Source organism: Streptomyces sp. CA-288835 (assembly GCF_050936385.1).
Lineage (GTDB): Bacteria > Actinomycetota > Actinomycetes > Streptomycetales > Streptomycetaceae > Streptomyces.
Genome location: NZ_JBNJMW010000001.1, coordinates 8,708,321 through 8,729,587 on the forward strand (window position 1 = coordinate 8,708,321; position 21,267 = coordinate 8,729,587).

A 21,267-nucleotide genomic window follows, 5' to 3' on the forward strand; every position below is an offset into this window, starting at 1 on the left:
GCGCGGAAGCGGGGAGCAGAAGTGACAGGCTGGCAGTTCTGGGTCGACCGAGGTGGCACGTTCACCGACATCGTCGCGCGTCGCCCCGACGGCCGCCTGCTCACGCACAAGCTCCTCTCCGACAACCCGGCGCGGTACGCCGCCGTCGCAGGCGTACGGGAACTCCTCCGCGATGACGGCCCCATCGATGCCGTCCGCATGGGCACCACCGTCGCCACGAACGCCCTTCTGGAGCGCAAGGGCGAGCGCACCCTCCTCGTCGTCACCCGCGGCTTCAGGGACGCCCTGCGCATCGCCTACCAGAACCGTCCGCGGATCTTCGCCCGCGCGATCGAGCTGCCCGAGCTGCTCTACGAACGGGTCGTCGAGGTCGACGAGCGCATCGCCGCCGACGGAACCGTCCTGCGTGCCCCCGATCTGGACGCCCTCGCCGGGCCGCTCCAGGAGGCGTACGACGACGGAATCCACGCCCTGGCCGTCGTCTGCATGCACAGCCACCTTCATCCCGCCCACGAGCAGGCCATCGGCGAGCTGGCCACCCGTATCGGCTTCCCTCAGATCTCGCTGTCCAGCGAGGTCAGCCCGCTGATGAAGCTCGTCCCGCGCGGCGACACGGCCGTCGTCGACGCCTACCTCTCGCCCGTGCTGCGCCGCTACGTCCAGCATGTCGCCGATGAACTGCGGGGCGTGCGGCTGATGTTCATGCAGTCCAACGGAGGGCTCGCCGAGGCCGGACAGTTCCGCGGCAAGGACGCCATCCTGTCCGGGCCCGCGGGCGGCATCGTCGGCATGGCGCGGATGTCGCAGCTCGCCGGCTTCGACCGAGTCATCGGCTTCGACATGGGCGGCACCTCCACGGACGTCTCGCACTTCGCCGGCGAGTACGAACGCGTCTTCACCACCCAGATCGCCGGCGTACGGCTGCGCGCGCCCATGCTGGACATCCACACCGTCGCGGCGGGCGGCGGTTCGGTGCTCCACTTCGACGGCTCCCGCTACCGCGTAGGGCCGGACTCGGCGGGCGCGGACCCGGGGCCCGCCTGCTACCGGAACGGCGGCCCGCTCACCGTCACCGACGCCAATGTGGCCCTGGGCCGCATCCAACCCGCCCACTTCCCAAGGGTCTTCGGCCCGGACGGCGACCAGCCGCTCGACGACGCCCTGGTCCGCGAACGGTTCGCCGCCCTCGCACGCGAGATCCGGGAGAGGACCGGCGACGACCGCACCCCCGAGCAGGTCGCCGAGGGGTACCTGCAGATTGCGGTCGCCAATATCGCCAACGCCGTCAAGCGGATCTCGGTGCAGAAGGGCCACGACGTCACCCGGTACGCGCTCACCACCTTCGGCGGCGCGGGAGGGCAGCACGCCTGCATGGTCGCCGACTCGCTCGGCATCCGCACCGTCCTCGTGCCACCCATGGCCGGTGTGCTCTCCGCGCTCGGCATCGGGCTCGCCGACACGACGGCCATGCGCGAACAGTCCGTCGAGGCCCCCCTGGAGGCGTCCTCGATGCCCGGCGTCCTGAAGACCGCGGACGACCTGGAGGCCGCTGCCCGCGCCGAACTCCTCGCCGAGGACGTCCCCGAGGACCGCATCCGGGTCATCCGCCGGGCCCAGCTGCGCTATGACGGCACGGACACGGCACTCGTCGTCGAGCTGACCGAGCCCGACACCATGATCCGCACCTTCGAAGACCGCCATCGCGCCACATACTCCTTCACCCTCGACCGTCCGGTCGTCGTCGAAGCCCTCTCCGTGGAAGCCACCGGTCTCACCGAACCCCCCGATCTCTCCGCCCTCGCCACCCCGTACTCGGCCCCCGGCACCCCGGAGACCGTCAGCCTCCACACGGGCGGCGCCTGGCGCGACGTACCCCTGCACCGTCGGGAGGAACTGCCCCCCGGCGAAACCGTCACCGGCCCCGCGATCATCACCGAGGCCAGCGCGACGACCGTCGTCGACGACGGCTGGCAGGCGGCCATGACCGACGACGGGCATCTGATCATGGAACGCGTGGCGGTCACGGAGAGTTCCGATCTCGGCACGGAAGCCGACCCTGTTCTCCTCGAGGTTTTCAACAACCTCTTCATGTCGATCGCCGAGCAGATGGGTGCCCGCCTGGAGTCCACCGCCCAGTCGGTCAACATCAAGGAGCGCCTCGACTTCTCCTGCGCGCTCTTCGATCCCGAAGGCAACCTGGTCGCCAACGCCCCCCATATCCCTGTGCACTTGGGATCGATGGGCACCAGCGTCAAGGAAGTCATCCGCCGCCGGGGCTCAGGGATGCGCCCCGGGGACGCGTACGCCGTCAACGATCCGTACCACGGCGGCACCCACCTCCCCGACGTCACGGTGGTCACTCCGGTCTTCGACACGGAGGGTGACCGGATTCTCTTCTACGTCGCCTCGCGCGGCCACCACGCCGAGATCGGGGGTATCGCCCCCGGCTCCATGCCGGCCAACAGCCGGACCATTGAGGAAGAGGGCATCCTCTTCGACAACTGGCTGCTCGTGGAAGGCGGCCACCTCCGCGAGGCGGAGACACGACGGCTGCTCACGGAGGCGCCCTACCCCTCGCGTAACCCGAAGACCAACCTCGCCGACCTGCGCGCCCAGATCGCCGCCAACCAGAAGGGCGTCGACGAAGTCGCCCGCATGATCGAGAACTTCGGCCTCGACGTCGTCCAGGCGTACATGAAGCACGTCCAGGACAACGCCGAGGAATCCGTACGCCGGGTCATCGACGCCCTGGAAGACGGCGAGTTCACCTACGAGACCGACTCCGGCGCCGTCATCCGGGTGCGCATCTCCGTAGACCGCGGAAAGCGCTCCGCCACCGTCGACTTCACCGGTACGTCGCCGCAGCTCGACACCAACTTCAACGCACCCTTCTCCGTGGTCAACGCCGCCGTCCTGTACGTCTTCCGCACCCTGGTCGCCGACGACATCCCGCTCAACGACGGCTGTCTGCGCCCCCTGGACATCATCGTGCCCCCTGGCTCAATGCTCGCTCCCGAGCCCCCGGCCGCCGTGGTCGCCGGCAACGTCGAGACCTCGCAGGCCATCACGGGTGCCCTCTACGGAGCCCTCGGAGTGCAGGCGGAGGGCTCCGGCACCATGAACAACGTCACCTTCGGCAATGAGCGCCACCAGTACTACGAGACCGTGGCCTCCGGCTCCGGCGCAGGTGACGGCTTCCACGGCGCATCCGTCGTCCAGACCCACATGACCAACTCGCGGCTCACGGACCCCGAGGTGCTGGAGTGGCGACTGCCCGTCCAGCTCGACGAGTTCGCCGTACGAAGCGGCAGCGGTGGGGCCGGACGGTGGCGCGGCGGAGACGGCGCCGTACGCCGCATCCGTTTCCACGAGCCCATGACCGTCTCCACGCTCTCCCAGCACCGTAGGGTCCCGCCCTACGGCATGGCGGGCGGTGAGCCCGGAGCACTGGGCGCCAACCGCGTGGAACGCGCGGACGGCACGGTCACCGAACTCGGCGGAAGCGACGCGGCGGACGTCGGCCCCGGCGACGTACTGGTCATCGAAACACCTGGAGGCGGCGGATATGGTCCACCCCCCGCCCCATCCCCGTACGACACCACTGAAGCAGGAGAAAAGATCGATGATCTTCGGGCGTTCTGAGCGCGGCAAGGCCCCAGTCGAGCCCGTCACGCTCAAGATCCTGGTGGCGGGCGGCTTCGGCGTGGGCAAGACGACGATGGTCGGCGCGGTCAGCGAGATCAAGCCGTTGCGGACCGAGGAAGTACTCACCGAGGCCGGCCGCCCCGTCGACGACACCAGCGGCGTGGAGGGCAAGAACACCACCACGGTCGCCATGGACTTCGGCCGCATCACGCTCCGCGAGGACCTGGTCCTGTACCTCTTCGGGACACCCGGACAGGACCGCTTCTGGTTCCTGTGGGACGAGCTCTCCACCGGCGCCCTGGGGGCCGTCGTACTCGCCGACACCCGCCGCCTGGAGGACTGCTTCGCCGCGGTCGACTACTTCGAGCGGCGCTCCATCCCCTTCGTGGTGGGCGTCAACTGCTTCGAGGGCGCCGCCCGTTACCCCACCGAAGACGTCCGCCAGGCCCTCGACCTCGACCCCGACGTGCCGGTCGTGCTGTGCGACGCGCGCGACCGGGAGTCCGTCAAGGAGGTCCTCATCGGCGTCGTCCAGCACGCGATGGCGTACGCGGCCGAGCGCCGCCAGACCGTCACCACCTGAAGGCCGAGCCCGGCCTGCCACGCGTACGGCCCGTACCCCCGCCGACTGGGGTACGGGCCGTAGTCTCAGCGGACTTGCCGAGTTCCGGTGCTGTACCGCGCCCCTTCAGGGGCGCGGGGAACTGCGCGACCAGCCACGACGGGCCCGCAGTTCCGCAACCGCACTTCCCGCGGAGCGCTTAGCTTGGGCCGTCCTCGTGCCAGCCGAAGCTCTTCTCCACCGCCTTGCGCCAGTTGTGGTACTCACGCTCGCGCACCGCGTCCTCCATCGACGGGGTCCACTCGACGTCCTTCGCCCAATGCGACTTCAGCTCGTCGAGGTCGTTCCAGACACCGGTCGCGAGGCCCGCCGCGTAAGCGGCGCCCAGGCAGGTCGTCTCGGAGACCTTCGGACGGATCACCGGTACCCCGAGCACATCCGCCTGGTGCTGCATCAAAAGGTTGTTCTTGGTCATGCCGCCGTCCACCTTCAGGGTCGTGATGTGCACCCCGGAGTCCTGGAACATGGCGTCCACGACCTCACGGGTCTGCCAGCTCGTCGCTTCGAGCACCGCGCGCGCGAGGTGCCCCTTCGTGACGTACCGCGTGAGACCGGTGACGACTCCGCGTGCGTCGGAGCGCCAGTAGGGCGCGAACAGGCCCGAGAACGCGGGCACGATGTACGCCCCGCCGTTGTCCTCGACGCTCGCCGCCAGCGTCTCGATCTCGTCCGACGTACGGATGATGCCGAGCTGATCGCGGAACCACTGCACCAGGGCGCCGGTGATCGCGATCGAGCCCTCCAGGCAGTACACGGGCGCCTCGGAGCCGATTTTGTAGCCCATGGTGGTGAGCAGCCCGCTCTTCGAAGGAACCGGCCGGTTCCCGGTGTTGAGCAGCAGGAAGCTGCCGGTTCCGTATGTGTTCTTGGCCGTGCCCACGTCGTAGCAGGCCTGCCCGAAGACCGCCGCCTGCTGGTCGCCGAGCGCTGAGGCGACCGGCACCCCGCCGAGCTGGCCCACGGCAGTCCCGTACACCTCGGAGGAGGACTTGATCTCCGGGAGCATCGCTTCGGGGACGTTCATCGCGGAGCAGATCGAGGCGTCCCACTGGAGGGTCTCGAGGTTCATCAGCATGGTGCGCCCGGCGTTGGTCACGTCGGTGACGTGACGGCCGCCGTCCGTGCCGCCGGTGAGGTTCCAGATCAGCCAGGAGTCGATTGTGCCGAAGGCGATCTCGCCCCGCTCGGCGCGAGCCCGCAGCCCCGGCACGTTGTCCAGCAGCCAGGCCGCCTTCGGTCCGGAGAAGTAACTGGCCAGCGGCAGGCCGGTCTGCTCGCGGAAACGGTCCTGCCCGTCCGAGCCGCCCAGCTCGTTGCAGAGCGCGGAGGTACGGGTGTCCTGCCACACGATCGCGTTGTGCACGGGTTTGCCTGTGGCGCGGTCCCAAAGGACTGTTGTCTCCCGCTGGTTGGTGATGCCCAGCGCGCTGAGCTGGTCGGCGCGGAGCCCGGCCTTCGCGATCGCCCCGGCCACCACGGCCTGCACCTTCGACCAGATCTCGGTGGCGTCGTGCTCCACCCAGCCCGGCTTCGGGAAGATCTGACGGTGCTCACGCTGGTCGACGGCGACGATCGCGCCGGCTTCGTTGAAGATGATGCAGCGGCTCGAGGTGGTGCCTTGGTCGATTGCGGCGACGAACTTGTCTGTCATGACGTCCCCTTCGTCGGATTCTTCAGAAGGCCGCGTTGAAGATGAGCCCCGAAAGCGCCCCGCCGATCAGCGGCCCCACCACCGGGATCCACGCGTAACCCCAGTCCGAGGTGCCCTTGTTGGGTATCGGGAGCAGGGCGTGGGTGATGCGCGGCCCCAGGTCACGGGCCGGATTGATGGCGTATCCGGTGGGACCGCCGAGCGACAGGCCGATGCCGACCACCAGGAAGGAGACGATCAGAATCGCGGTGCCGGACTCGCCGAGACCCTTGGTCAGGCCGAAGGCCAGGATCGGCAGAACCAGAGCGATGGTGGCGATGATCTCCGTGATGAGGTTCGCCATGGGATTACGGATTGCGGGTGCCGTGGAGAAGATCCCGAGCGTCGGTTGCGACTTCTTCTCCTCGGCGTTGGCCTGGAACTGCGCGAGGTAGACCAGCCAGCACAGGACCGCGCCGAGCATCGCGCCGATCATCTGTCCGACGACGTAGATGGGGACCTTGTCCCAGTCCCCGGTGTCGATGGCGATGCCGAGTGTCACCGCCGGGTTGAGATGCCCGCCGGACAGCGGGGCCGCGGTGTACGCCCCGGCCATCACACCGAAGCCCCAGCCGAACGCGATGACGACCCAGCCCGCGTCCTTCGCTTTGGAGCCGTTCAGTACGACGGCGGCGACGACTCCGGCGCCGAACAGAATCAGGATGGCTGTGCCGATGATCTCACCGACGAAGATGTCTCCATTGCTCATGGCGGCTCCTAGGCCCTCGCCCGGGGCGATCGGCCCCGGACCACCGTGCAGGGTGCGTTTCCCATGGCTACTTCTGCCGAAGGCAGGGAGAGTCCCGCGCCCCGCCCGGCGTCCGTGACGAGCGTGCCGTGGCAGCCGAATCGCCCTGGGGGATGACCCGTTGGCGCAGGCGAGGGCCCGCGCGGCGCAGTGCGTGATACGCCGGAATGCGGCGACGCCGACTGACATCCGGAAGTGTTCACCGGTGGTCAACGACCGTCAAGGTCGCGGGCGGCAACGGTTCTTGCCCGCAAGACTGCCTGACCCGGGACGGTCGGGTTCCGCAACCGCTGTACGGCGGTGCCGCACGGGTCAACTGCCGGGCCCGGCGGACACGGTGGCGCAAAAACTGCTCAGCCCAGGCCCGGCCCGCCGGCCCCGCATCCGGCCTGTGCGGGCGCCGCCCCCGAGCCGCGCCGGATCTCATGGCCGGGCAGGCCCGCGTGGCCCAGCACCCAGCTCGCGCCCCGCAGCGACTTCGCTGCCTGCTTCAGCGGCGCCAGACACGCGGCCGCCTGGCGGTGGTCGGTCAAGCTCCCCGGAGCACACAGCACTGTGGCCAGCGACAGCGTGACGGCGAGGCCACCGGCCGACCACGGCGTGTCGAGCACCGATATGGCCAGCGGATCGAGCCCCTCCGGATCTGTCAGCACGAGAAAGTCGTCGCCGCCGATGTGCCCCACGCGCGTGGCTTCGGACGCCGCGGCCTGCAGCGCCCGCCCCACTCCGCGGATCAGCTCGTCGCCCGCCGCGAACCCCGCACCGTCATTGACCTGCTTGAAGCCATCGACATCCAGCCAGCTCAGCGCGAAGATCCGCCCCTGTGCGATCCGCCGGTCCACCTCCGCGGTGATCGCGTCGGAACCCGGCAGCCGCGTCAGCGGGTTCAGCCCGGCCGCCTCCTCGACGCGGCTCTCGGCCAACGCCCGTACCAGATCGGCCAGTCGTACGACTCCCACGCACCGCCCCAGTCGGTCGACGACCGCCACGTCATCGGACGTACGGTCGCGGTCCCCGTCCGCCACCACGTCGAGGACCTCCCACGCGGTGGCGTCCACGCCGACCGTACGCGGCGGATCGCCCAGCTTGGCGGCCGGCCGGTCGGCGTACAGCGCATGCCCGTAGCGGCCCGACAGCGACAGCAGGAACCGGGAACGGTGCACCGACCTCACCGGGACCCCGGCCGCGTCCACGAGCAGCACCCCGGACACTTCCGGCGACCCGGTCAGCAGCGCCCGCACCTGCCCTGCGGACGCGCCTGCGGGCAACAGCGCCGCGGGGCGTACGAACTGCCGCACCGAAGGCCCGTACGGAGGCGTCGCCGCGGTGGCCTGGGAGAGCGCCGGAACGTATACGTCCGCTGCCGGACGGCGTGCCGGGGGACCGAACAGCTCGCCCTGAGCCAGCTGCGCGCCCGCCGACAGCGCCGCCGAACACTGCAGTTCCGTCTCGACGCCCTCGATCGACAGCAGCGCGCCGAGCTGCTCGCACAGGGTCCGCATCGCCCGTACGACCGCAGGACGCGTCAGCAGGGAAGCATCGAGCTTGACCAGGTCGGGCGCGAGATCCGCGAGCAGCCGAAGGGGTACGTCGCCATCGCCGATGCCGTCCGCGCAGATCCGGAAGCCCTCGCCGCGCAGCGCCGTGACAGCCTCGATGAGCGCCCGGTGCGGCACGTGCGTGAAGGGCGGGCCGACATCGACCGTCACCTCCCACGGCATGCGCCCCGCCTCGCGCACGGCCTCCCGCAGCCCGGCGAGCCCTCCCAGGTCGGCGAGGGTGCCCGCGAACACGTTGACGTGGAGCGGGAGCAGCGTCTCCTGACGAGAGGCCGCCCGGATCGCCAACGCGGCCAGCCGCCCGTCGAGTTCGGGATCACGGCGGGCCTGTGCGAGGACGTCACCGGCTTCCGGGCGGGCGAGTATCTCCAGCGCCGCGACCCCTCCGGTCGTCAGGTTGACGATCGGCTGGAAGGCGAAGCGGAGAGTATCCGTCCAGGAGCGCACGGAAGGATAATGACGCTTCCGGCAGGCGCCCAAGCCCAGTTCACGAGCTGTTCACGCAGGATTCCGGGCCGGTCACTCAGCGTACGGAAGTCCACCTCAGTCCGCCCGTACCGGCACCCTGCCCTCACCGGACGGCTATCACGGACGATCCGTGCCCGAACAGCCCTTGGTTCGCGGTGATCCCCACCCGCGCGCCGGTGACCTGCCGTTCGCCCGCGGCACCACGCAACTGCCAGGTGAGCTCGCAGACTTGGGCGATGGCCTGGGCCGGAACGGCCTCCCCGAAAGAGGCGAGTCCGCCGCTGACGTTCACGGGTATGCGCCCGCCTGGGGCCGTCGCACCCTCTCTGAGCAGCTTGGCGGCTTCGCCCTCCCCACACAGCCCCAGGTCCTCGTACCACTGCAACTCCAGGGCCGTGGACAGGTCGTAGACCTCGGCGAGCGACAGATCCTCCGGACCGATGCCCGCCTCCTCGTACGCCGCTCGCGCGATCGACGCGCGGAACGTCTCGGGCGCCGGCTCCACCGCGACCGCCGAGTCCGTCGCGATGTCCGGCAGATCGAGCACCGTGTTGGGGAAGCGCGGCGTCACCGTGGACACCGCGCGGATCCGCACCGGATCCGCGGCTCCATGACGGCGCGCGAATTCCATGCTGGACAGCACCAGCGCAGCGGCCCCGTCCGAGGTGGCGCAGATGTCGAGCAGCCGCAGTGGATCGGCGACGACGGCCGAGGCGGCGACTTCCTCGGCGGTGACCCGCTTGCGGTACCGCGCGTTCGGATTCAGCGCCCCCAGGGCGGCGTTTTTCACCTTGACCTGCGCGAAGTCCTCCAGAGTGTCCCCATGCACGGCCATCCGACGCCGCGCGTACAGCCCGAAGTACGTCGGATTCGTCGCCCCCAGGACCCGGAACCGCAGCCAGTCCGGATCGTCGGGCCGATTCCCGCCCGCGGGCCGGAAGAACCCCTTGGGAGCGGCGTCCGCTCCCACCACCAGGACCACGTCCGCGAGACCCGAAAGGATCTGCGCCCGCGCCGTGTTGACGGCCTGTGCCCCCGACGCGCACGCCGCGTACACACTCGCCACTCGGGCGCCCTGCCAGCCCAGCGCCTTCGCGAACGTCGCCCCCGCCACGTATCCCGGATAGCCGCCACGGACCGTGTCCGCGCCGACGATCGAGCCGACGTCCCGCCATTGGACCCCCGCGTCGGCCAGTGCCGCACGCGCCGCCGTCACCCCGTACTCGACGAAACCGCGTCCCCATTTGCCCCAGGGATGCATGCCCGCGCCGAGCACCGCCACGTCACCCGTCATGCCCCCACCCCCGTCGGCCGCCAGTGCCAGGTCGTCCAGGTCGTCTCCGCGTCCTCGTTCAGCACGCCCGGGACGACCTCCACCTCCATGCCCACCGTCAGATCGGCGACGGTGACCCCGGGAACCGCCTGTCCGAGCACCACGATCCGCTCGGACTCCAGCTCCACAGCGATCAACGCGTAGGGCTGCCATTCGAGTTCCGGGTCGGACACATACGGTGACGGTGGCCGGTACCGGCTGTCCGTGTACGACCAGATACGACCCCTCCGGGACAGCGGAATCTCGGCCAGTTCGCCGCCCGGGCAACCCGGGTTGCGGCAGAAGGCGTCCTCTCGGGGGAAGAACACCGATGCACAGGCGGAACAGCGCGTACCCAGAAGCCGGAAGTCATCTCCCTCGCCGGCGAACCAGCCAGGGACCACGGGTGTGCGGGTGTGGGACAAGATCCCTCCAGTGCTGCATATCTGACGGCTCGTCAGAAGTGTGGCATGGGGCGCGCCGATTGGGCAGGGCGTCGGCGGACAGGTCCGTGCATCAGTCGGCGGACAGGTCCGTGCATCAGGAGAACCGCTGGGGCCTCCTGGGCGTCGGAGTATCGGTAGGGGCGGCCGGGGCTCACGGGGGTGGTTCCGGCCGTCTCCCATCTCCTCCCATGGAGCGGGCCCTCCGGAGGGGCCCATGTGATGATCGGCTACAGTCCGCGGCGTGTCCCCGACCCAGAACCCGCCCGCCGATTCCGCGCCGGACTCCCACTGTTCGAGCTGCGGAGCGCCCTACGGAGTGGGCGTCTCCGGCTGGCCCCGCACCTGCACCTCCTGTGGCGCCGTGGCCTACCGCAATCCGCTGCCCGTCGCGGTGGCCCTTCAGCCCGTGTACGACGTCAGGGGCACCGCCCTGGTCGTCATCACCCGAGCCATCGCCCCCGCGCGCGGGGGAATCGCCCTGCCCGGAGGGTTCATCGACCACCGGGAGGACTGGCGGCATGCCGTCGTCCGCGAGCTCAAGGAGGAGACGGGCATCGATGCGGCAGCCCACGACGTACGGCTCGCCGACGCGATGAGCTCGCCCGACGGGCACCTCCTGCTCTTCGGCCTGCTTCCGGAGCGCCCGGCCGCCACACTGCCACCGCCTTCCGCGACGGACGAGACCGAGGGCTGGCACCTGCTCCGTACGGCGACCGAACTCGCCTTCCCTCTGCACACCTTGGCAGCTCGGGCGTTCTTCGAAGGCCGGTACATCTGACGCGTCGTCCAGGGCGCTGGAAGGGCTGTTCAGGAGCGCTTCACAGGGCCCCCAGCCCGCGAACCCGTAGGGGGCGTGACGGCTCGCTCGGGCCGTCCTCCCCGTCCTGCTCGACGATCACGTGCTTTCCTTCCCAGCGCGTCACATACCGCTCGATCTCCGGTTCGTCCCAGCCGTCGCCCGTGTCCGGAACCACGAGCCCGCCTCCGGTACCTCCAGGGGCGGGCGCCCACACCTCCAGCTCCAGGCCGCCGTCGGCGCCGCGTACGGGAACTACGGCACCCGCGCGCGCGAGGACCGGAATGCGCGACAAGGGGGCATCGAGCAGCACCTGAGCGGGCCCCTCGTAGCGCTCCTCGGTCTCCGTGTCGTACCAGCACCCGCGCGGCAACTGCACCGCGCGCCGGTCCGTCCCCGGGTCCAGCACCGGGGCCACCAGGAGGCAGTCGCCCAGCAGGAAGGCGTCGTCGCAGTCGCGCAGCGCCCTGTCCTCGGGCGCGCTCCACCACACCGGCCGCACGTACGGCGCCCCCGTACGGTGCGCCAGATGCGCCAGCGTCACGAAGTACGGAAGCAGCCGCCGCCGCTCGATGAGCGCCACGCGCGCGTGCTCGAGGATCTCGTCGCCGAATTCCCAGGGCTCCCGGCGCCCGGCCCGCAGACTCGCGTGAGTACGGAACAGCGGCAGATACGCGGCCAGTTGAAACCAGCGCAGATAAAGCTCGGGCGAGGGGTTGCCGTCGAATCCGCCCACATCGGGGCCCGAGTACGGCACCCCGCACAGTCCGAGCCCCACCACCAGCGACAACGAGGCCCGTAGCCCCGGCCAGCCGGTGGCCACGTCCCCGGACCAGGTCCCTCCGTAGCGCTGCATTCCGGCCCACCCAGAGCGCGAGAACGTGAACGGGCGCTCTCCGGGCGTCAGTTCGCGCAGCCCTTCGTAGCCGGCCCGCGCCATGCAGAGCGCGTACACGTTGTGCGCCTCGCGATGGTCGCCGCCGCGTCCCTCCAGGTCGTGCTGTGCCGAGCGAGGCAGGGTGTTCTCCCCGAAGGCCGTGAACGACACCGGCTCGTTCATGTCGTGCCAGAAGCCCGCGAAACCCTGCGCCAGCCGCTCCTCGTAGAGCTCACCCCACCACTGGCGCACCCACGCGCGCGTGAAGTCCGGATACACCGACTCGCCGGGCCAGACGACACCGCGTATCGGCCTTCCCGCGGAGTCCCGCACGAAGGCGTCCACCGTGGACCCGCTGTCGTACACCGCGTTGCCCCGTTCGGCCTTGACCGCCGGATCCACGATCGACACCAGCCGGATCCCGTCCCGGCGCAGCTCCTTGGCGAGCATCGGCAGCTTGGGGAAGCGCTCCCGGTCGACGGTGAACACCTGGTGCGCGTCGAAGTGGTCGATGTCGAGGTGGACCGCGTCCAGCGGCAGCCCGCGCTCCTGATATCCGGCGACGATCCGCCGCACCTCCTGCTCGCTGCCGAAGCCCCACCGCGCGTGATGGTGCCCCAGCGCCCACGTGGGCGGCAGCGCGGCGGCCCCGGTGAGCGACGCCCAAGTACGCAGCACGCGCGCGGGGGTGCCCACCATCACCCAGCAGCGCAGCGGCCCGCCGTCCATCCGCAGCTCGCTCGTCCCGGCCCGGTCGTGCCCGGATCCCGCGCCCTCCTCACCTTCGCGCAAGGTCACGGTGCCGTCCCAGGTGCTGTCGTGGAACACGAGATGCGTGCCGGCATCGGCCACGACCATCTGCACCGGCATGGTGATGTACAGCGGATCGTCGCCCGGACCGAACGAGAGGCCGGGGTCGGTGTTCCACAGCCGGTACGTGCCGTCCCGCAGCCGCGGTCCCGACGCGCGACCGCCCAGCCCGAAGAACCGTGCGTCCGCGGCCACTTCGGACCGCTGCATCCACCGCGCGGCGCCCCCGCCGACCGGCTCCCACCATCGGGGCGGCAGATCGCGGCGCAGGGTCACCCCGCCCGGCGTACGCACCTCCACGGCGCCGTTCCGCGAGACGACTACCGTCACGCGCTCGGCCACCACCCGCCAGCCGCCGTTCTTGTCCGGCTCCAGAACGGCCCTCGGGTCCGCCTTGGGGGAGCGGCCGACGAGCGCGTACGACGGCTCCGGTCCGGCCCCGTCCCAGCCCCAGAAGACGGCTCCGTTCACGGCGACGGTGATGCGCAGCTCCGACCGGGTGAACCGGACCAGTCCGCCGCCGGGCCCCGGCTCCACGCCCAGCACCGGCCCGGGCACCCGCGCGCGCTCGGCACCACGGGGCGCAAGCCCGGAGGCGTCGGCGCGCCTTCTGCGCCATGCGGCCCGCACGGTACGCCACCCCTGGGACGCCCCCGTAGAGCCGACCGCCTTCACCGAGCGCACCAGGTCACGACCGTCCATGCTGCTCAGCCTGCCATTGACCTGCCCGCATGTGTGAGTCGTTCAACTGCCGTTCACCTGCGACAGGACCACATCTTCACGACCCGGACCATCCGTGGCGCGCTCTGGTGCGGAAGTCGATCACATGGCATCGTCCGTGTCAGCCGCGTGACGCGCACACCCCAGCCCGTGTGTGATACACGCATAAGACGCGCACAGTCCCCGGGAGCCGCCTCATGTCCTCAGCGAACGCCTCACCGCTCTGGCAGCCCGACCGGGAACGCATCGCCCGGGCACAGATCACCAAGTTCCAGGCCTGGGCAGCCCAGCACCACGGCGCCCCCTCCGAGGGCGGCTACGCGGCCCTGCACCGCTGGTCGGTGGACGAGCTGGACACCTTCTGGAAGGCCGTCACCGACTGGTTCGACGTACGGTTTTCGACCCCCTACGCGCGCGTGCTCGGCGACCGCTCGATGCCGGGAGCCCAGTGGTTCCCCGGGGCCACGCTCAACTACGCCGAGCACGCCCTGCGCGCGGCCGAGACCCGCGCCGACGCCCCGGCCCTCCTCCACGTCGACGAAACCCACGAACCGCGCCCCGTCAGCTGGTCCGAACTGCGCCGCCAGGTCGGCTCCCTGGCCGCCGAGCTGCGCACTCTCGGCGTACGCCCCGGAGACCGCGTCAGCGGCTACCTCCCGAACATTCCGCAGGCCGTCGTCGCCCTGCTCGCCACGGCCGCCGTAGGCGGCGTCTGGACGTCCTGCGCGCCCGACTTCGGAGCCCGCAGCGTCCTCGACCGCTTCCAGCAGGTCGAACCGGTCGTCCTGTTCACCGTCGACGGCTACCGCTACGGCGGCAAGGAGCACGACCGCCGCGACACCGTCGCCGAGCTGCGCCGCGAACTGCCCACGCTGCGCGCCGTGATCCACATCCCACTCCTCGGCACCGAGGCTCCCGAAGGCGCCCTGGAGTGGTCCGCGCTCACCTCCGCGGACGTGGAACCCGTCTTCGAAGCGGTTCCCTTCGACCATCCCCTGTGGGTGCTCTACTCCTCCGGCACGACCGGCCTCCCCAAGGCCATCGTCCAGTCCCAGGGCGGCATCCTCGTCGAGCACCTCAAACAGCTCGGCCTGCACTGCGACTTGGGCCCCGAGGACCGCTTCTTCTGGTACACCTCCACCGGCTGGATGATGTGGAACTTCCTCGTCTCCGGCCTCCTGACGGGCACCACCATCGTTCTGTACGACGGCAGCCCCGGCTACCCGGGCACGGCCGCCCAGTGGCGCATCGCCGAACTCACGGGAACCACGCTCTTCGGCACCTCCGCCGCGTACGCCATGGCCTGCCGCAAGGCGGACGTGCACCCCGCCCGTGACTTCGACCTCTCCCGTGTGCAGTGCGTCGCCACCACCGGCTCGCCCCTCCCCCCCGACGGATTCCGCTGGCTGCACGACGAGTTCGCGGAGAGCGGGGCCGACCTGTGGATCGCCTCCGTCAGCGGCGGCACCGACGTCTGCTCCTGCTTCGCAGGCTGCGTACCCACGCTCCCGGTGTACATCGGGGAACTCCAGGCACCTTGCCTCGGCACCGACCTCCAGTCCTGGGACCCCAGCGGCAAACCCCTGACCGACGAAGTCGGCGAGCTGGTCGTCACCAACCCGATGCCGTCCATGCCCATCCACTTCTGGAACGACCCCGACGGCAGCCGCTACCACGACAGTTACTTCGACGTGTACCCCGGAGCCTGGCGCCACGGGGACTGGATCACCGTCACCTCCCGCGGCTCGGTCATCATCCACGGCCGCTCCGATTCCACGCTCAACCGCCAAGGCGTGCGCATGGGTTCGGCCGACATTTACGAAGCCGTGGAACGCCTCCCCGAGATCCGCGAATCCCTGGTCATCGGCGTCGAACAGCCCGACGGCGGATACTGGATGCCCCTGTTCGTCCACCTCGCGCCGGGCGCCGTACTCGACGAAGCCCTCCTCGGACGTATCAAGCAGACGATCCGCGAACAGCTCTCGCCCCGCCACGTCCCCGACGAGGTCATCGAGGTGCCCGGCATTCCGCACACCCTCACAGGCAAACGCATCGAGGTCCCGGTCAAGCGCCTGCTCCAAGGCGCCCCCCTCGAAAAGGCCGTCAACGTGGGCTCGGTGGACAGTGTGGAGCTGCTCCGCTTCTACCAGGACCTGGCCCGCAAGCGCGCAGAATCAGGGCACTGACCAGCGCATTTGTCGCACAACCGGGTGCGTGACCCCCTCGCCCGACGGCCGTTGTCAGTGCCGCCGGTTACGGTGAGTGAGCATTGATCGACTGCACTCAGGGGGAAAGAATGGCGCACATCCAGCACCACAGCATGCGACGCGTACTGCGCCGCGAAATCGCCGGCACCATCGGCCTGCTGACGGACGAACAGGACTTCACGGCGATGCGGCGCTACCGCACGTTCACCTTCGCCGACCACGAGAGCTACCTCCAGCAGGTGGAATCCCTGCTCAGGACACTGTCCTCCCAAGGCGGCCACACCACAGTGGCACTCTTCGACCCCGAGGAGTACGCGGAGTTCTGCGCCGAGCACGGCCTGGAACCCGACGCCCCGACAAGCCGCACCCGCTTCACAGCGGAGCTCGCCTCGACGGGCGCCACCCTCCCGTACGAGGGACAACCCCTCGCCGAGCTCGTCCCGGACCTCGTCGACGAGGCCGTCCGACAAGCCACTTGGGAGTACGCGACCACGCTCCTGTCCCGCATCGGAAACTGCGCGTCCTGCGGCGAGGACATCGGCCGTGCGGCCTTCATCCGAGCCTCCGACCTGCTCGTGCGCATCCTCGAAAGCACGGGCCCCGGCCAGCGCCATCTCGTGTGCAGCGTCTCGACCGCGCCGGAAACACTTACCGCCGTGCTCCATGCCGACGACGACGAGGAAGGCACACCCCAGCTCGACGAGGCCGAGGCCCTCGAATTCACCACCGTCCTGGCCGTCGGTATCGCCACCCAGAGCGCTGGAGGCCTCGTCATGCGCACCAGCGCCCCGGACGCCACCGACCGCGTCTGCGGCTGGCGCCTGCGCGGCGAAGGCCTGGAACCGCTGACCGCCGGAGAGGTCTTCGACGCCTACTGCACCGACATCGAATCCGGCGACCTCGTCTCCCCGGAATCGGGCGTCGACTACTGCGTGCCACCCGACCTGAGGGACGACGGCCCTGCGACGGCACACACGCACTGAACGCGGCGAGGGGTGCCGCACCGTAGGTGGGGCACCCCTCGATCACTGCTCGGGGTAACGGTGCTGTCCTACTCGCCGGACAGCACCGCCTGAGCAGCCTTGCGCGCTTCTTCGGCGGTGTCCGATGCGCGCGCCGCCGCCGCGGCACGCTCGCACTGCGCCAGCGTGTACTTCGCCAGCGTCGCCCGGACGTACGGAATCGACGCCGCACCCATGGAAAGGGAGGTGACCCCCAGACCGGTCAGCACACAAGCGAGCAGCGGGTCCGACGCCGCTTCGCCGCAGACACCACAGCTCTTGCCCTCGGCCTTCGCCGCCTCGGCGGACAGCGCGACCAGGTCAAGTAGTGCGGGCTGCCACGGGTCCTGAAGACGGGACACCGCGCCCACCTGACGGTCGGCGGCGAAGGTGTACTGAGCGAGATCGTTGGTGCCCAGCGACAGGAACTCGACCTCCTGCAGGATCGACCGCGCCCGCAAAGCGGCCGACGGAATCTCGACCATGGCACCGAACTTCGCCTGCAGCCCGGCCTCACGGCACGCCTCCGCGAACGCCTTCGCGTCGATACGGTCCGCGACCATCGGCGCCATCACCTCGAGATAGACCGGCAGTCCCTCGGAAGCCTTCGCAAGCGCCGTCAGCTGCGTACGCAGCACCTCCGGGTGATCGAGCAGCGTCCGCAGACCACGCACGCCCAGTGCCGGGTTCGGCTCGTCGGCCGGTGTCAGGAAGTCGAGCGGCTTATCGGCACCCGCATCCAGCACACGCACCACGACACGACCCTCAGGGAAGGCCTCAAGCACCTTGCGATATGCCTCTACCTGCTTGCTCTCAGACGGCGCACTCTTGCTGTCATCAAGGAAGAGGAACTCGGTACGGAACAGACCGACACCTTCCGCACCCGCCGTGACCGCCGCCGGCACATCCGCAGGACCACCGACATTGGCCAGCAGCGGCACCTTGTGCCCGTCCGAGGTGGCCCCGGGGCCGGTCGACGCGGCAAGCGCCGCCTTGCGCTCGGCGGCCGCGGCCTCCATGGCCGCCTTCTTCTCGGCACTCGGGTTCACGAAGATCTCACCGGTACTGCCGTCCACCGCGATCATCGTGCCCTCGGCGAGCTCACCCGCACCCGGCAACGCGACCACGGCGGGCACGCCCAGCGCCCGCGCCAGAATCGCGCTGTGGCTGGTGGGCCCACCCTCCTCGGTGACGAAACCGAGGACCAGAGCCGGATCCAGCAGCGCAGTGTCGGCAGGTGCAAGGTCACGAGCAATAAGGACGTACGGCTCGTCACTGTCCGGGACGCCCGGCATCGGAACACCGAGCAGACGGGCGACGATACGATTCCGCACATCGTCGAGGTCCGCCACACGACCGGCGAGGTACTCGCCAGCACCCGCAAGCAGAGCGCGATACGCGGCGAAGGCGTCGTACACCGCGCGCTCCGCCGTGCTTCCGACAGTGATACGCCGCTCGACATCGGCCATGAGCTCCGGGTCCCGAGCCATCATGGCCTGGGCCTCGAGCACCGCCTGGGCTTCGCCGCCCGCCAGATTGCCGCGCGCCATCAGATCGGCCGCCACGGCCTCGACGGCCTTATGGGCGCGCCCCTGTTCGCGCTCCGCGTCCTTCGCCGGGATCTGCTTGGCAGGCGGCTCGAGAACCGCCGTCCCCATGTGCCGAACCTCGCCGATCGCCACACCGTGGCTCACGCCGACCCCTCGCAGCGTTGTCTCCATGTCACCTGTCTCCGATAGAGCGGCGGGTCCCGCCACCGCGGTGGTCGTCCTGCCTGTCGTTCATGACAGCACTGAAGTCAGTGCCAGCTGAAGAGAGCGTCGCCAGCCTTCACATCGCCGTCAACGTTGAGGTCGGAGAGAGACTCGGCCGCAGCCTCGAGCGCAACGATGGGGCACACCGGGGATTTGCCGGCCGCTTCGACGGCAACCGGGTTCCAGCGGACCATGGCCTGCCCGCGCTGCACAGTGTCACCCTTGTTGATCAGCAGTTCGAAGCCCTCGCCATTCAGCTGAACAGTGTCGATACCGAGATGCGTGAGTACGCCGTGGCCCTGCTCGTCGACCACGACGAAGGCGTGCGGATGCAGCGAGACAACCACGCCGTCGATGGGGGCGACGGCCTCGGAGGGCTCACGTACGGGATCGATCGCAGTGCCAGGCCCAACCATCGCTCCGGAGAAGACGGGATCGGGTACGGCTGCGAGCCCGATGGCACGCCCTGCAAGCGGGGACGTCACAGTGGTCATGGGGAGGCCTCCCAGGGGCGAAGATTCATATGGGTCGTCACTGCTTGTACAGGCTGGCGCACTGTTCAGCAGCGTAAGTCATGAGAAGTCCCGGTCCGCCGGAGAGGTCCCGGTTGGCGACCGTAGGACCCCGCACAAACGATTTGCGCAGACTCCCGAGCCCGCTGTAGGGTCGTACCCCTGCTTGAGGCGGGCGACGCGGCCAAGCGTCCTTGCCCGGCAGCATCCAACTTGTCAGATCCTATCTCGGGGCCTGGTTCTGCATGCCCGCAGTACCATGGTCAGTGAGACGGTAAGACCCTGATAGAGTTTGGAAACACCGAAGGGAAGCGCCCGGAGGAAAGCCGCGAGATTAGGTATCTCGGGTGAGTACAAAGGAAGCGTCCGTTCCTTGAGAACTCAACAGCGTGCCAAAAATCAACGCCAGATATGTTGATACCCCGCCACCGGGATTGTTCCTGGTGGCGAGGTTCCTTTGAAAAAGAACACAGCGAGGACGCTGTGAACCCTTCCCGTTTATTCCGCGGGGGGTTCCGCTCTCGTGGTGTCATCCCCGATTACGGGAATACATTCACGGAGAGTTTGATCCTGGCTCAGGACGAACGCTGGCGGCGTGCTTAACACATGCAAGTCGAACGATGAACCACTTCGGTGGGGATTAGTGGCGAACGGGTGAGTAACACGTGGGCAATCTGCCCTTCACTCTGGGACAAGCCCTGGAAACGGGGTCTAATACCGGATAACACTTCCACTCTCCTGAGTGGAGGTTAAAAGCTCCGGCGGTGAAGGATGAGCCCGCGGCCTATCAGCTTGTTGGTGAGGTAATGGCTCACCAAGGCGACGACGGGTAGCCGGCCTGAGAGGGCGACCGGCCACACTGGGACTGAGACACGGCCCAGACTCCTACGGGAGGCAGCAGTGGGGAATATTGCACAATGGGCGCAAGCCTGATGCAGCGACGCCGCGTGGGGGATGACGGCCTTCGGGTTGTAAACCCCTTTCAGCAGGGAAGAAGCGAAAGTGACGGTACCTGCAGAAGAAGCGCCGGCTAACTACGTGCCAGCAGCCGCGGTAATACGTAGGGCGCAAGCGTTGTCCGGAATTATTGGGCGTAAAGAGCTCGTAGGCGGCTTGTCGCGTCGGTTGTGAAAGCCCGGGGCTTAACCCCGGGTCTGCAGTCGATACGGGCAGGCTAGAGTTCGGTAGGGGAGATCGGAATTCCTGGTGTAGCGGTGAAATGCGCAGATATCAGGAGGAACACCGGTGGCGAAGGCGGATCTCTGGGCCGATACTGACGCTGAGGAGCGAAAGCGTGGGGAGCGAACAGGATTAGATACCCTGGTAGTCCACGCCGTAAACGGTGGGCACTAGGTGTGGGCAACATTCCACGTTGTCCGTGCCGCAGCTAACGCATTAAGTGCCCCGCCTGGGGAGTACGGCCGCAAGGCTAAAACTCAAAGGAATTGACGGGGGCCCGCACAAGCAGCGGAGCATGTGGCTTAATTCGACGCAACGCGAAGAACCTTACCAAGGCTTGACATACGCCGGAAAGCATCAGAGATGGTGCCCCCCTTGTGGTCGGTGTACAGGTGGTGCATGGCTGTCGTCAGCTCGTGTCGTGAGATGTTGGGTTAAGTCCCGCAACGAGCGCAACCCTTGTCCCGTGTTGCCAGCAACCTCTTCGGAGGGTTGGGGACTCACGGGAGACCGCCGGGGTCAACTCGGAGGAAGGTGGGGACGACGTCAAGTCATCATGCCCCTTATGTCTTGGGCTGCACACGTGCTACAATGGCCGGTACAATGAGCTGCGATACCGCAAGGTGGAGCGAATCTCAAAAAGCCGGTCTCAGTTCGGATTGGGGTCTGCAACTCGACCCCATGAAGTCGGAGTTGCTAGTAATCGCAGATCAGCACTGCTGCGGTGAATACGTTCCCGGGCCTTGTACACACCGCCCGTCACGTCACGAAAGTCGGTAACACCCGAAGCCCGTGGCCCAACCAGCTTGTCTGGAGGGAGCGGTCGAAGGTGGGACTGGCGATTGGGACGAAGTCGTAACAAGGTAGCCGTACCGGAAGGTGCGGCTGGATCACCTCCTTTCTAAGGAGCATCTAGGCGCC

General features: G+C 68.8%; 13 protein-coding genes and 1 rRNA gene. 6 read left to right on the forward strand and 8 right to left on the reverse strand.

Going from position 1 to position 21,267, the window contains the following annotated elements; all coding sequences use genetic code 11:
• The first annotated feature begins 21 nt into the window (after positions 1 to 21).
• Positions 22 to 3,642 carry a hydantoinase B/oxoprolinase family protein gene (locus ACQEVY_RS39320; protein WP_432954548.1) on the forward strand — a complete coding sequence of 1,207 codons (3,621 nt, stop codon included), beginning with the start codon at positions 22 to 24 and terminating at the stop codon, positions 3,640 to 3,642.
• Positions 3,623 to 4,228: a GTP-binding protein gene (locus ACQEVY_RS39325; RefSeq protein WP_432954550.1), complete on the forward strand. Its 606-nt coding sequence runs from the start codon at positions 3,623 to 3,625 to the stop codon at positions 4,226 to 4,228. Before ACQEVY_RS39320 ends, ACQEVY_RS39325 begins: the two co-directional genes overlap by 20 nt.
• A gap of 178 nt (positions 4,229 to 4,406) precedes the next feature.
• Here the strand turns inward: ACQEVY_RS39325 and glpK are convergent, their stop codons facing one another.
• The 5 genes from glpK to ACQEVY_RS39350 form a co-directional block, all read right to left on the reverse strand.
• Positions 4,407 to 5,918: a glycerol kinase GlpK gene (gene glpK, locus ACQEVY_RS39330; RefSeq protein ID WP_432954552.1), complete on the reverse strand. Its 1,512-nt coding sequence runs from the start codon at positions 5,916 to 5,918 to the stop codon at positions 4,407 to 4,409.
• 22 nt (positions 5,919 to 5,940) lie between these two features.
• Positions 5,941 to 6,666 (reverse strand): MIP/aquaporin family protein, encoded by a 726-nt coding sequence (locus tag ACQEVY_RS39335; RefSeq protein ID WP_432954554.1) that lies wholly within the window; start codon positions 6,664 to 6,666, stop codon positions 5,941 to 5,943.
• Positions 6,667 to 7,058: 392 nt separating this feature from the next.
• Complete coding sequence (locus ACQEVY_RS39340; RefSeq protein ID WP_432954556.1) at positions 7,059 to 8,711, reverse strand: EAL domain-containing protein; 1,653 nt, start codon at positions 8,709 to 8,711, stop codon at positions 7,059 to 7,061.
• A 124-nt stretch (positions 8,712 to 8,835) separates the two neighbouring features.
• Positions 8,836 to 10,026: a lipid-transfer protein gene (locus ACQEVY_RS39345; RefSeq protein ID WP_432954557.1), complete on the reverse strand. Its 1,191-nt coding sequence runs from the start codon at positions 10,024 to 10,026 to the stop codon at positions 8,836 to 8,838.
• The gene (locus ACQEVY_RS39350; protein WP_432955638.1) at positions 10,023 to 10,448 is read right to left on the reverse strand and encodes a Zn-ribbon domain-containing OB-fold protein; all 426 of its coding nucleotides are present in this window, start codon (positions 10,446 to 10,448) and stop codon (positions 10,023 to 10,025) included. Before ACQEVY_RS39350 ends, ACQEVY_RS39345 begins: the two co-directional genes overlap by 4 nt.
• A gap of 283 nt (positions 10,449 to 10,731) precedes the next feature.
• On the opposite strand from ACQEVY_RS39350, the gene ACQEVY_RS39355 reads away from it, so the two are divergent.
• Entirely contained in the window at positions 10,732 to 11,268 is a 537-nt protein-coding gene (locus tag ACQEVY_RS39355) for an NUDIX domain-containing protein (protein WP_432954559.1), read from the forward strand.
• Between the two features lie 40 nt (positions 11,269 to 11,308).
• Here the strand turns inward: ACQEVY_RS39355 and ACQEVY_RS39360 are convergent, their stop codons facing one another.
• Positions 11,309 to 13,675, reverse strand: a complete 2,367-nt coding sequence (locus tag ACQEVY_RS39360) for a glycoside hydrolase family 31 protein (RefSeq protein ID WP_432954561.1) — start codon at positions 13,673 to 13,675, stop codon at positions 11,309 to 11,311.
• A 215-nt stretch (positions 13,676 to 13,890) separates the two neighbouring features.
• Here ACQEVY_RS39360 and ACQEVY_RS39365 point away from each other — a divergent pair, with 215 nt between their 5' ends.
• A complete protein-coding gene (locus tag ACQEVY_RS39365; RefSeq protein WP_432954563.1) occupies positions 13,891 to 15,879 on the forward strand; it encodes an acetoacetate--CoA ligase in 1,989 nt (662 codons plus the stop codon).
• Between the two features lie 110 nt (positions 15,880 to 15,989).
• Positions 15,990 to 16,883, forward strand: a complete 894-nt coding sequence (locus tag ACQEVY_RS39370; protein WP_432954565.1) for a hypothetical protein — start codon at positions 15,990 to 15,992, stop codon at positions 16,881 to 16,883.
• A 68-nt stretch (positions 16,884 to 16,951) separates the two neighbouring features.
• Here ACQEVY_RS39370 and ptsP read toward each other — a convergent pair whose 3' ends face one another.
• On the reverse strand, positions 16,952 to 18,622 hold the full coding sequence (ptsP, locus tag ACQEVY_RS39375; protein WP_432954567.1) for a phosphoenolpyruvate--protein phosphotransferase: 1,671 nt from the start codon (positions 18,620 to 18,622) through the stop codon (positions 16,952 to 16,954).
• A 77-nt stretch (positions 18,623 to 18,699) separates the two neighbouring features.
• On the reverse strand, positions 18,700 to 19,149 hold the full coding sequence (locus ACQEVY_RS39380; protein WP_386355313.1) for a PTS sugar transporter subunit IIA: 450 nt from the start codon (positions 19,147 to 19,149) through the stop codon (positions 18,700 to 18,702).
• Positions 19,150 to 19,719: 570 nt separating this feature from the next.
• Here ACQEVY_RS39380 and ACQEVY_RS39385 point away from each other — a divergent pair.
• Positions 19,720 to 21,247: ribosomal RNA gene (locus ACQEVY_RS39385) — 16S ribosomal RNA — on the forward strand.
• Positions 21,248 to 21,267 lie beyond the last annotated feature (20 nt).